This window comes from Pirellulales bacterium (assembly GCA_019636345.1).
Taxonomy (GTDB): Bacteria; Planctomycetota; Planctomycetia; order Pirellulales; family Lacipirellulaceae.
In genome coordinates this window covers 723763-736390 of the sequence record JAHBXQ010000002.1, presented here as the reverse complement: position 1 = coordinate 736390, position 12628 = coordinate 723763, and the positions used below count along the sequence as shown (strand labels likewise).

10 protein-coding genes and 1 tRNA gene are annotated in these 12628 nt (G+C 64.7%); 3 read left to right on the top strand and 8 right to left on the bottom strand.

Annotation, left to right across the window (positions count from 1 at the left end):
- Nucleotides 1-7 precede the first annotated feature (7 nt).
- The gene (locus tag KF688_06795; protein ID MBX3425369.1) at nt 8-373 is read left to right on the top strand and encodes a hypothetical protein; all 366 of its coding nucleotides are present in this window, start codon (nt 8-10) and stop codon (nt 371-373) included.
- 27 nt (nt 374-400) lie between these two features.
- Here the strand turns inward: KF688_06795 and KF688_06790 are convergent, their stop codons facing one another.
- The 8 genes from KF688_06790 to KF688_06755 form a co-directional block, all read right to left on the bottom strand.
- Nucleotides 401-1831 carry an HD domain-containing protein gene (locus KF688_06790; GenBank protein ID MBX3425368.1) on the bottom strand — a complete coding sequence of 477 codons (1431 nt, stop codon included), beginning with the start codon at nt 1829-1831 and terminating at the stop codon, nt 401-403.
- Nucleotides 1832-2448: 617 nt separating this feature from the next.
- Nucleotides 2449-2736 carry a type II toxin-antitoxin system RelE/ParE family toxin gene (locus KF688_06785; GenBank protein MBX3425367.1) on the bottom strand — a complete coding sequence of 96 codons (288 nt, stop codon included), beginning with the start codon at nt 2734-2736 and terminating at the stop codon, nt 2449-2451.
- A gap of 38 nt (nt 2737-2774) precedes the next feature.
- Nucleotides 2775-3005, bottom strand: coding sequence for a hypothetical protein (locus tag KF688_06780; GenBank protein MBX3425366.1), 231 nt, complete (start codon nt 3003-3005; stop codon nt 2775-2777).
- Nucleotides 3006-3475: 470 nt separating this feature from the next.
- Nucleotides 3476-3560: transfer RNA gene (locus KF688_06775), tRNA-Ser, on the bottom strand.
- Nucleotides 3561-3843: 283 nt separating this feature from the next.
- Nucleotides 3844-4974: an NAD-dependent dihydropyrimidine dehydrogenase subunit PreA gene (preA, locus tag KF688_06770; protein MBX3425365.1), complete on the bottom strand. Its 1131-nt coding sequence runs from the start codon at nt 4972-4974 to the stop codon at nt 3844-3846.
- 173 nt (nt 4975-5147) lie between these two features.
- On the bottom strand, nt 5148-6512 hold the full coding sequence (locus tag KF688_06765; protein MBX3425364.1) for an aspartate aminotransferase family protein: 1365 nt from the start codon (nt 6510-6512) through the stop codon (nt 5148-5150).
- Nucleotides 6513-6584: 72 nt separating this feature from the next.
- Nucleotides 6585-8237 carry a hypothetical protein gene (locus tag KF688_06760; protein MBX3425363.1) on the bottom strand — a complete coding sequence of 551 codons (1653 nt, stop codon included), beginning with the start codon at nt 8235-8237 and terminating at the stop codon, nt 6585-6587.
- 122 nt (nt 8238-8359) lie between these two features.
- Nucleotides 8360-9229 (bottom strand): acyltransferase, encoded by an 870-nt coding sequence (locus KF688_06755; GenBank protein MBX3425362.1) that lies wholly within the window; start codon nt 9227-9229, stop codon nt 8360-8362.
- A 228-nt stretch (nt 9230-9457) separates the two neighbouring features.
- On the opposite strand from KF688_06755, the gene KF688_06750 reads away from it, so the two are divergent.
- Entirely contained in the window at nt 9458-10966 is a 1509-nt protein-coding gene (locus tag KF688_06750; GenBank protein ID MBX3425361.1) for a CoA-acylating methylmalonate-semialdehyde dehydrogenase, read from the top strand.
- A 323-nt stretch (nt 10967-11289) separates the two neighbouring features.
- Complete coding sequence (locus tag KF688_06745; GenBank protein MBX3425360.1) at nt 11290-12564, top strand: BBP7 family outer membrane beta-barrel protein; 1275 nt, start codon at nt 11290-11292, stop codon at nt 12562-12564.
- The last annotated feature ends 64 nt before the right edge of the window (nt 12565-12628 follow it).

Genomic DNA, 12628 nt, shown 5'->3' with positions numbered 1-12628 from the left:
GCGGTCGATGGTTTGTTTCTCCGAAACTCCCGGTCTTGAATTCCCGAGCGGCGAGGCGCTTGTCGACCCACGGCGTCGGGGGGATGCATGTCTCGTCCTCGAGCTTCGGACGGGAACAGTTCTGGAACTCGGCTGCGACCCGCTGGTCGGCTCCGCCCTCGCGATCGTCGCCGAGGCGGACGATCCGTTCGACGATTTCGACGACGACGACTTCGACGACGAGTTCGACGATGACTTCGAGGAGGACTGGGAGGACGACCTCACCGAGGACGAAGAGTTCCCCGACACGTTCGGCGGCGAGGAGGAAGAGACCGAGAGCGAGGAGACGGAGGGGTCCCCCTTCTCCGATGATCCGGACTTCGACGAGGACTGAGCCGGACGTTGCGGCGAGCGGAGTTCGCTACGCGCCGATCTGCAGCGGCTGGACGACAGCGGTCGCCGTTCGCTCGGCTGCAGCGAATTGCTTGTCGGGTTCCTCCGCAGCGTTGCCGAAGTAGGCCTCGCTGATCCGGCGGAACTCCGCTTCCCGGGCGATGAACGCCTCGACGACCTCGGGGTCGAACTGCGTGCCGTAGCGCGTCGCGATCCAATCGCGGGCCTCGGCGTGGCAGATGGGGCGCTTGTAGGGGCGGGCCGTCGTCAGCGCGTCGTACACGTCGGCCAAGGCGACGATCCGCGCCGAGAGCGGAATCTCGCTCCCCACGAGTCCGTGGGGATAGCCCCCTCCGTCCCAATGCTCGTGGTGCGACAGCGCAATCGAGCGAGCCAGTTCAAGGAAGTCGTCTTCGCCCAACTGTTTCTGGATCGCCGCGAGGCACTCGCTGCCCAGCAAGGTGTGGAGCTCCATTGCCCGCCGTTCGGAGCCGGTCAGTCGTCCCGGTTTCAGCAGCACCGCGTCGGGGATGCCGACCTTGCCGATATCGTGCAGCGACGACGCGACGGCCAGATCGGCGATAAACTGATGATTGATCTCCGGCCGGTTGCGGGCCAATTCGTTGGCGAGGATCGTCACGTAAGAGCGTATGCGATCGAGATGCAGGCCCGTGTCCTTGTCGCGCGACTCGGCCAGTTTGGCTAGGCCGAACGTGACGGCGTTGCGGGTGCATAGCAGCGACTGGGTCCGCTGGCGAACTTTGCCTTCGAGTTCCTGGTTGGTCTGCGAGAGCGTGTCTTCGTACCGGTTCACGAGCACCACGGTCAGCACCGACGTGGCGCCGACGACCGCGAACGAGAAGATCCAGCCGATCTGCTGCATCGGGCCGACGAGTTGGGCGACGGCTTTCTCGATCAACTCCGACCGCTGCAGCACCAATAGTACGGCGTTCGCCTGCGGCAGGCTGGCCGCGGCGGCCAAGCACAAATCGCCGTCAACCAACATCGTGCCGGCGACCGAACCGTTGTCGTCGACGTCGGCTTTGCGAATCGCGTCCAACAGGGGGCGCGTCCCTTCGGCCGCGACGATCGAGAGGGCTCCGTACGAGCGACGCAGCAGCTTCGGCTCCTCGTCGAGTCGGGGGTGGCAAAGCAACATTCCGGTGTCGCGACGGATGACGCACACGAACCCATCGTACGGCACGTCGACCTGCTGGCAGAGCCGTTGCAGTCTCGACCACCCGCGCGATCCGGGTTCAAGCTCGTCAAGTTGGTCGACGACCAGCCGATTGGCGATTTGTTGGCCGATGGCTCGGCCCTCGGCCGAGGCGCTCGATTCGAACGACCTGGCGAACGACGTCCGCAGCCAAGTCGCGGCCCACATCACCCCCAGCGTCATGCAGCCGAATTGGCACATGACGAGCAGGATCACCAGAAACTCGCGGCGTTTGATCCGCATGATGATTGAGCGGGGGACTGCAGGGTGACGGGAACGACGGCGCCGGCCCCTCCGCAAAGCGGCGAACGGGGCGTCCGCTCACGGCGGACTGTGAAAGATAGCTCGCGAATGCGATCAGGGGTGATCGCACCGGGCAGAGCGTCGGCGACGATTCGTTCGGGACAATCGGCACAACCGGTCCCCCGCCGTCCTCGCAGGAGGCACAGGCGAGAGTGTGGCGAGAGTTCGCGGCAACGAGAGCCACGAAGCGGTCCGGGAGGGATTCGCCCCCCCGGTACGCCGGTTCTCAAGACCGACTTTGTGGCATGGGGTTAATGCTGTACTTGTTGGGCATTTGGGCGGTATCTAGGGGAACTCGATGCCACAGCCCCATGGCGGCATGGCACTCGCAGGCATTACGTGTGTCAGATTTGTGTCAGTTCTCAAACAACCAAAAGGTCCAGTTCTCTTAGCCTCGCGAGATCGGTGCTCAGGTCGCGGAACAAGTCCCACTAGGATCCAATTCCGGGTACGTCGCGAAAGTAAGGCCTGCGCCGCTGCGAACGGGGGTTGCAATGCAAGCGACTCGGCAAAAGAAATCGACAATGGCGGAGAATGCCGTGGCGTCGGTGCTGCAGCTATTGGCCGAGATCGCCAACCGACAATTCGTCCTGTCTGAAGGCTCGGACGCGGTAAATCACTACGTCGTTGCCTCGCACAGCGTATAGAATGCGGTGCGTCGGTCTGCGGCTCAATCCAAAGGAGAATTGCCGCACTGCCAATTGTCGAAGCTCGCGTTCGCGGGCGAGAGGATTTCGTGCCGCCGTTTCGGCAAGCGATCTCATTGCTTCATATGCGGCGACGTACCATCTGGCCGCTTGCTCGGCCGAGCGATGCTTCGCCCACCAGTCGTGGTTGGCGGCCACGTCCCGCGCGGCCGGACCGGTGATAACAACCCGCGGCATCAGACGTCCGGCGAGATCGAGCGATTCTGACGGAAATCGCGATCGAAGTCTTCGAGAGCTTCATAGTCGCCCGCTTCATACGCGGCGATCCCCTCGCGAACGGCCATCACTTCGCGGCGCCCCCAGGCGAGCGTATCCAAGGCCTCGCCGAAGACTGCGGCGGCATCCTGCCCTGGCGTAGCCATCTGCTTGGCCCGTTCAATCAAATCAGCGGGCAAATCAATTTCCATGGCGAATCCTCCGTTGCTTGTCCCAGAATAGCACGGTTCAATTGAGCGCGTCTATATTCGTCCGTGTCAATCGGCGCTCGCCGCATAATCCAACGGCCGGTGAAACAAAGCCCGCGTCGGGCGATCCCATGGGGTTCGCTTCAGTCCGTCCGCATGAGACGGCGACGCTCAGCATGACCGCCAGGAATCAGGGCCGGAGAATCCGGCTACGCCGAGCATGCGACGACCGGGCCTTGGGCGATCGGTTATCAACGTGAGCAAGAGCTTTCGTCCCGGCAGGTCAAGTACCAGGCTGGCCATATGGGGCAGTAGGAAAATGGGAGAGCGGGGAAAGCGCCCTCCATTCTTCTCGACTGTCCGGCGAGCGGCCAGCAATACGAACGCCGACGTGGGTCAGATTCGTGTCAGGTCGCTTTCCCGCGCGACTCGATGGCGAGGAATAATTCGCCGCAAGTCGTTGGTATGAAAAGCGGTCGGGGAGGGATTCGAACCCCCGGTGGGTTTCCCCACGCCGGTTTTCAAGACCGGTGCATTAAACCGCTCTGCCACCCGACCGTGTGCATGTCGCACTCTAGGAAGGGGGGCCTGCAATGTCAATCCGCCCGGGCCGCGGGCTGCAATTCGTTATCATGATCATGAATGAAACGGATCGCCGTGCGCCGGAACGGTCGCGAAGATCGAGCGACGAAAAGCTCAGGAGAGACAGCGCTGCGTTCGCAAGACAATCGCCACACAGCATGCCGTGGAGTCGGTTGGGCGTTCTTGATCGCCTTGTGCGAATTGTGCGCCTCGAGTCCGTTGCAGCGTGAGTGAGCGCCGACGCAACTGTGCGTCGAGTTCAGCCCCGCGCTAGCGCGTCGCTCTGGTCGACGAAGTCGTCCCCCGACCATTGGTCGTCGGCTTGGATCATCTTCTTGGCGTCGTGCTCGGCCTTCTTGGCGGCGCGGGCGGCGGCTTGGCGGGCGACGAGGTCGTAGTGGGTGGTGAAATACTGCACGCTATGGCCGCGGAAGTCGTCGAGCGACTGGAACTTGTGCTTTTCCATGAAGGCGAGCAGCCCGTCGCACATCTCCTTGACCATCGCGTAGCCGAACTTCATGACCCCCGTGCAGACCTGCACGGTGTTGGCGCCCAGCAGGATGAATTGGGCGGCGTCCTCGCCCGTCTCGACGCCGCCGATGCCGCTGATCGACTTGCCCGGATATTCGTTGCGGATGACGCGCGAGATTTCCATGACCATCCGCAGGGCGATCGGCATGACGGCTCGACACGAGTAGCCGCCGGGAGTCGTGTAGCCTTCGACGGTCGGCTCGGGTCGGAGCGTGTCGAGATTGACCCCCAGCACGCTGCGGATGGTGTTGATCGCGCTCACCCCCTCGCAGCCGGCGCGAAACGCGGCGCGGGTCGGGTCCTCGATGTGAGTGACGTTCGGGGTGAGCTTGGCCCAGACCGGCTTCGTGGCCACGGCGTTGACCCAGCCGGAGACTTCCTCGAGGATCTCGGGGTTCTCGCCCATCGCGGCGCCCATCTTCCGCTCGGGGAGGCCGTGGGGGCAGGAGAAGTTCAACTCGAACGCGTCAACGCCGACCGCCTCGCACCGCTCGACGATCTCGACCCACGCGTCCTTGTTGAATTCCTCCATGATCGAGGCGATGAGGACCCCCTCGGGATACTTGTCTTTGACCTCCTTGAGTTCCTCCATCCAAACGTCGAACGAACGGTCGCTGATCAGTTCGATGTTCTCCCAGCCGATGATTTCGTCCGACTGCCGGCCGCGCAGACGGGCGTAACGGGGTTGGACGTTGACGACCTTCGAGGCGTCGAGGCTGATCGTCTTGCAGATGACGGCGCCCCAGCCTTCGTCGAACGCCTTGCCGATGACGTTGCCGTTCGTGCCGGGAGGGCCGGAGCCGATCACGAACGGGTTGGGGAGTTTGAGGCCGTCGACGGTCGTGGCGAGCGTGGGCATGGCGACACTCGGAGTGGGGGCTGGGTGCTCGGGACCAAAGCAGCGGGCCCGAGGGGCGCGGGGCCCTGATCCTATGTTAATCCGTGCGGCAGCGTTGCGCGCGTCGATTCCGGCTGACAACCGATCGCTGACGGCCAGAAGCCCGGCTGAAGCATGAGTCGATCATCGGCGATTCACTTGCTTGAGGCGATCTCGGCGAGCGTTTCGTCGAGCGTGCCGAGGAGGTAATCGGCGTCGTCTTTGGTAATGCACATCGGCGGCTTGATGCGGAGCGTGTTGCCGTACAGGCCCCCTTTGCCGAGCAGCACGCCGCGATGCTTCATAAGTTCCAGTACGTCGGCGGCCTCGGTGTTGGCGGGTTCCTTGGTGACGCGGTCGCGGACGAGTTCGACCCCCAGCATGAGCCCCATCCCGCGGACGTCGCCGATGAGCGCGTGCTTGTCCTGCAGAGCGAGGAAGCCTTGCTTCAGGTGCTCGCCGACGATGAGGGCGTTCTGCTGGATCCCCTCGGCGTCGATCACCTCCAGCGTGGCGAGCCCCTGGGTCATGCTGACGGGATTGCCGCCGAAGGTGTTGAAGTGGATGCGGTTCTTCATCACTTCGGAGATCGACTCGGTCGTAGTGAACCCGCCAAGCGGGGCGCCGTTGCCGATTCCCTTGGCCATGCTGATTCCGTCGGGGACGACGCCCCAGTTTTGGTGCGACCAATAGTGAGTTCCGGTGCGTCCGAACCCGCCTTGCACCTCGTCGGCGATGCAGATGCCGCCGTGTTGGCGGACGATGTCGTAGACGATCTGGAAGTATTCGGGGGGCGGCGTCACCGTGCCGCCGACGCCTTGGATCGGCTCGCCGATGAAGCAGGCGACCTCGCCGCAAGTCTGGTACCGGATGACGTCGCGGACGTCGTGGGCGCACTTGAGATCGCAGGAGGGGTACTCAAGCCCGTACGGGCAGCGGTAGCAGTAGGCCGGCGTGGCGTGGTGGACGCCCATGGTTTGGTTGCTCTTGAACTTCCACGTGCCGTGGGCGGTGAGCCCCATCGTCGTCGCCGTGCCGCCGTGATAGCAGTTGCGCAAGGCGATGACGTCGTAGTTGCCGGTGTGCTCGCGGGCCGAGAGGATCGCAATTTCGTTCGCCTCGCTTCCCGAGTTTGTGAAGTAGCTGCGCGTGAGCCCGGGGGGCATCTTCTCGGACAGACGCTCGGCGAACTCGGCGATCGTCGGGTGGAGATAAATCGTCGTCGTGTGCTGCAGGCGGCCTGCCTGGTCGCGCACGCGCTCAATGACTTTCGGGTGACAGTGACCGACGCTGATCGTGACGATCCCCGCGAAGGCGTCGAGATAGCGCCGGCCGGTCTCGTCCCAGACGTATTGCATGAACCCTTCGACGACCATCAGGGGTTCGCGATAGTAGGTGATGAGCCCCGGGGAAAGATACTGTTTGCGGAGGGCGATCACCTCGTTGCGCGACGGGCCGTCGTACGGAGCGGGCGCGTGGTCGATAATCGGCAATTGCAGCGGACGGGTCGAAGGCGACATGGCGAAGTTCGACTTGGGAGAGGGCGGGAGCCCCGAAGGCGTGCCGGGGCGGGATCAAATGAATCATGCGAGTCAGCGCTCGCGCTCGGGGGGACGTCGGGGCGTGCGGCGCGGGTCCTCGTCGGCAGCGGCTTCGCTGGGGAATTCGCCGGCATCGACGTCGGCCGCCTCGGGAACCAGCACCCCGGGACCGACGGCGAGCCCCCGTTCAGCATGCGATCCGGGGATCAAGTTGTCGAGAAAAATGCCGATGATCGCCGCCACGGCCATGCCGGTCGTTCCGACGGCCAGCACGATGCCGCGAGCTCCTTCGGCCAGCCAAGCGAGGTCGGCACGGCCGGTGACTCCCGGGGCGTCGCTGAAGTAATACGGGACGCTGAGTCCCATGAAGAGCGCCATCCCGCCGATCATGAGATTCCGTTCGCTGTTCAAATCGGCTCGGGCGAACTGCCGCACGCCCACCGCGGCGATCAGCCCGAAGAGCGAGCAATAGAGCCCGCCGACGACCGGCTTGGGAATTGCCGCGGCCACGGCGCCGAACTTGCCGAACAGCCCCAGGGCGATCAGGATCAGCGCTCCCAGTTGCACGACGTAGCGGCTGGCGACCTTGGTGATGCCCACGAGGCCGATGTTCTCGGAATAGCTGGTGCTGCTGAATCCGCCGAAGACGCCGGTCAGCATGCAGCCGATCCCCTCGAAGGCGATGCCGCGGGAAATCTCTCGCGGAGTGGGATCGCCGGCGCGGGCCATGTTCTTGCATGCGTGGTAATCGCCGAACGATTCGATCATCGAGGCGAGGAATCCGGCCAGGACGGCGATGAGCGCTCCCCAGGCGAACTCGGAACTGCGGGGGACGCCCCAGGGGAAACAGACCTTGGTCGACCGAAACCAATCGGCGACGGCGATGGCCGAGGCGTCGACGAACGCCGCGTCCCCTCGGTTGAAATGACCGGTGCGCGACAACGCCCAACAGGCGGTCACGACGATCACGATCGCCGACAGCATGGGAAACAACTGCAGAAACCGCACCTTGCGCGACAACACAAGCGAAAACAGCACGACCAACGCAATGGTCGTCAGCGAAACGGGCCAATTGGTCGCGGCGGTCGGGGCGCCGACGTTGTACAGCGCCAGACCGATCAACATGATCACGGGCCCCACGACGACCGGCGAGAGCGCCTTGCGGATTTGCCCCATCAAACCCGTAAAGCCGACGATGGCCTCGATGGCGCCGCCGATCATGACGGCGATCGCGATCGCTCGCATCCCCGACGCGCCGACTTCCTGCCATTGGTGCATCAGCGGCATGAACAGCGCGCGGTTCGTCTCGCCGGCCAGGAACGGCGACCAATCGATCGCGCTGGCGTCGCGGGTCGCGGCGACGATGCCCAAGAACGCCGTGAGGAAGGAAAACGACACCCCCTGGATAATCGGCAGCCGCGAGCCGAAGGTCGACTGCAGCAGGGTGGCGACGCCGCTGCAGAGCATGACCGACGAGATCAAGGTCGCCGTATTATGCAACTGGGCCGCAGCGAGCATCTTGGCGAGTTGCGGGGGGAGCCCGGCAGGGATCGGCCAGAGCGCGGGCCCGAACATCAACGGCACAGCCACGGTCGAGCCGAACATCGTCAGCACGTGCTGCGAGGCGAGCACGATCGCCCGACCTAGCGGGGGGCGATCGTCCAATCCGTAAAGGACGCCGTTCGGCTTGGGTTCCATGCTCACGACAACAGGATTCGGAGGATCGCAGGAAATGACAGGATCGCGAGAAGGTCGATGTGCGAGATTGCGGTCGCGATCCTTTCGCTGCACAGCGAGCCGTCCGCTCCTGGTTATGGCGCTAAACGCTAGAGCGCCGTGATCGCCTCGTAACTCTCCGGGCGTCGGTCGCGAAAGAACTGCCAAGTGTTCCGCACTTCGCGGATCATGTCGAAGTCCATGTCGGCCAGCACGATCGCGTCCCCGCCGCGGTCGGCTTGAGCGATGAATTGGCCGCGGGGGTCGCAGAAGTAGCTCTGGCCGTAGAATTCGCCGATCCGCCACGGCTCTTCCCAGCCCGGGCGATTGATGGCCCCGACGAAGAACTGGTTGGCCACCGCATGCGCGGGTTGCTCCAGCTTCCACAGGTACTCGCTGAGCCCCGCGACGGTGGCGCTGGGATTGAACACAATCTCGGCGCCGTTGAGCCCCAAGCAGCGGGCGCCTTCGGGGAAGTGGCGGTCGTAGCAGATGTAAACGCCCACTTTGCCCACGGCTGTGTCGAACACCGGATAACCCATGTTGCCGGGGCGGAAGTAGAACTTCTCCCAGAAGCCCGGGTTGCAGTGGGGGATGTGCATCTTGCGGAATTTGCCCAAGTACGATCCGTCGGCGTCGATCACCGCGGCCGTGTTGTAGTAGACCCCCGGCAGGTCTTCCTCGTACATTGGCACGACGATCACCATGCGATGCTTCTTGGCGATCTCCTGCATAAGCTTGGTGGTCGGGCCGTCGGGGACCGGCTCGGTCAGGTGGTACCACTTGGCGTCTTGCTCGGCGCAGAAGTAGGGGCCGTAGAACAGCTCCTGCATGCACGCGACCTGGGCGCCCTGACTGGCGGCTTCGGCGAGCATGGAGACGTGCTTGTCGATCATCGCCTGCTTGATTTTCTCAACAGGCGAGGTGGCGGGTTCGCAGAGGGCGGCCTGCAACAGGGCGCCGCGGACGACTCGAGGCATGCGTCGATCTCCCCATACCAAAGACACGTGAGCCGCAGGCCCTGGCCTGGGGTCGGTCGAGCGGATTCCACGCCGCCGCCGCCCGAGGCGAGCGCCTTCGGCTCACTCGGATACTCGTGTTGCACTTCGGGCCGCGACGGTTTGGCCGATCGCGACGAGTCGCTATGATATCGTGAGCAAGGCGAAGGTCATAACACTTTTTTAACATTTCGAGATTCGAGGCGCCCCATGGCGACGGCTACCCTGGATACGATCCCGGCTCTGATTGGCGGCGAGTGGCGCATCGGCGCCGCTGAGCGAACTGCGGACGTGTACAACCCCTCGACCGGCGAGGTGATCGCTCGCGTCCCGCTGATGACGGCCGAGGAAACGGGGGACGTCGTGGCCGCCGCCGCCGCCGCGCTGCCCGACTGGGCTTCGACTCCCGCAGTCGAGCGAGCGCGGATCATGTTCCAGTTCCGGCACCTCGTGGCCGAGCACTTCGAGGAACTGGCCGCGCTCGTGACCCGGGAGCACGGCAAGACCCTGCCCGAGGCACGGGCCGAAGTGCAACGCGGGCTTGAGATGATCGAGTTCGCCTGCGGGGCGCCGAGCCTGCTGATGGGGGATACGCTCCCCAACATCGCGGCCGAAGTCGACGCCGAGACGATGCGGCACCCGGTCGGGGTGTGCGTGGGGATTACGCCCTACAACTTTCCCTTCATGGTGCCGCTCTGGATGTTTCCCGTAGCGATCGCCTGCGGGAACACGTTCGTGCTGAAGCCGTCGGAGAAGGTGCCGCTGTCCTCGGTGCGGCTGGGCGAATTGTTCGCCGAGGCCGGGTTGCCGCCGGGGGTGTTTAACGTCGCTCACGGCGATCGCGAGTGCGTTGACGCGCTGCTGGTGCATCCGCAGGTCGCGGCAATTTCGTTCGTCGGCTCGACGGCAATCGCCAAGTACATCTACGAAGTCGGCACGAAGCACGGGAAGCGGGTCCAGGCCGCAGGGGGGGCGAAAAACCATCTCGTGATCATGCCCGATGCGGATCTCGATCAATCGGTGAAGGCGCTGGCTGCGTCGGCCTACGGCTGCGCGGGGCAGCGGTGCATGGCCGGCAGCGTGGCCGTGGCGGTGGGCCAGGTGGCCGATCCGCTGGTCGAGCAACTGTGCCAGTACGCCGGCTCGCTCAAAGTGGGGCCTACCGACGGCGTCGAGGGGGTCGACATGGGCCCGGTGATCCGCGCCGAGCATCGCGACCGCGTCGCCGGCTATCTCGATATTGCCGCTCAGGAGGGGGCGACCGTTGCGCTCGACGGCCGCCGCGACTTCAACAGCGGCGGATTCTTGCTCGGACCCAGCGTGATCGACCGCGTCGCGCCCGAGATGCGCGTCGGCCATGAGGAGATCTTCGGCCCCGTGCTGTCAGTCGTGCGGGCTGCTGATCTCGACGAGGCCCTGGCCGTGGGCCGCAACTGTCCCTACGGCAACGGGGCCTCGATCTTCACCCGCGACGGCTACGCCGCCCGGCAGTTCAAGATGCACTTCAACGCCGGCATGATCGGCGTCAACGTCGGCGTGCCCGCGCCGATGGCATGGTTCCCGTTCACCGGTTGGAACCAATCGTTCTTCGGCGACTTGCATATTCAAGGGACCGAGAGCGTCCACTTCTACACGCGGCAGAAGATGACGCTGACCCGCTGGTTCGCCGGGGCGAGCGATTCGCATCACGACCCGGTGTGGAAAACGGTGCGCCGGTAGGGGCCGAAGGTCCCGGATTGCCCCACGACGGCACGACGAGCGCTACGAAATCCTGCCAAGTCCTGAGCAAGAGCGACGTGGCTGGAGCCGCCGCGAAGCCGACGGCGGCTCGCCCGATTGGGCAAACCTTGCCGGTCGGGCGAGCGGTCGGGGATCTGTCGGCGTTGCGGGCTGCGCCGCGAGATTGACCCGGCGGCCGCGACAAAGCGCCTTGTCCCAAGGGCCGACGCCGCTCGATAGTCACTACTGCCGGCACGAGGAGCCCGCCGTCGTCGTCGTGTTGCGACGCGGGGGCGGTTCACGTGTTATCAAGGACGAACCGCATGTCACGGATGTTTGGCGCTGCGCTCGCGGCGGCGATGGTTGCTACTGCGCCTGCGGCGATCGCGCAGTCGTATCTCCCTCCCCAGGCGAGCGCCCCCCCCGGTGCGCCTCAGGCGGAGTGGTACGGCGCCGCGCCCCCTGCGCATGATCGCTCAGGCATGGGCGCCCCCTCGAACTATGGGTGCGATCCCTCCCCGGGCTACGGCCAGCCGTCGTGCGACGGTTACGGCGCCGTGGGGACTTGTCCCTCGTGTCCGGCGCCGGCGATCTGCATGCCGCGGACCTCGATCTGGAACGTCTCGGCCGGGGCTCTGTTTCTGACCCGTGAAGCGCAAGACTCGTACGCATTCTCGTACGACAGCGCGAACGAAGCCGTGCAACTGGTCGATGCGGCCGACGCCGATATGGACTTCTCGCCCGGCGTCGAGGCGACTGTCGGCTGGTACGACCTGTGCCGCCAGACGGGATGGCAGCTTAACTACTGGCAGCTGTTCCCCGAGGCCCAGTCGACGCAATACCTCGGTTCGGCGCTAGGGGCGGGCTCGCTGGACGGCATTCGCAACTACGACCAACTCAACTACTCCGGGGGCGGCGCGGGAGACGGTCCGCTCGCTTCGGACAACGTCAACGATGCGGAGATCCATCGCCTCGCCCGCGATTGGGAAATCTACAACGTCGAGGCGAATCGCGTCTGGTTCTTTCAGCAGCCGTGTTGCGGCCCTTGGCAGTTCACCAGCCTGGTCGGCTTTCGGTTTTTCAAATTCCGCGAGTCGCTGTTGTTCGTCTCCGACCCCAACGACACGATGATCACCGGCGATCCGGACGAATACCGAATCGACGTCCGCACCGACAACCAACTGTACGGCTTCCAACTGGGCGGAATCGCCGAGCGGTGCTGCACGCCGCGATTGAGCCTGCGACTCATCAGCAAGGCGGGGCTGTTCGGCAACCACGCGACGCTCGACTACTTCGAGGGGGGCTCCGCGGGGGCGGCGGTCATCAACAACGGTCCCAACGCCGGGCAGATGATGCGCGTCCACGCCAGCGACGACGATCTGGCGTTTCTCGGCGAACTGGGGGTCGGGTTCGCGTATCGCGTCGGCTGCCGCTGGCGAGTCGGCGCCGACTACCGCGTGATCGGCGTGACCGGCCTCGCCTTGCCGACCGACCAGATCTACTTCGACACCCGCGGCATCAACGACGTCCGCGCGATCGACAACGACGGCAGCCTGCTGCTCCACGGAGCGTTTGTGCATGCCGAGTACTGCTTTTAGCGGTTTTCGCCCTAAGCAGGCAACTGCGGCGAAAGAGTGATTTCGGCCGGCCGGCGTGTTACAC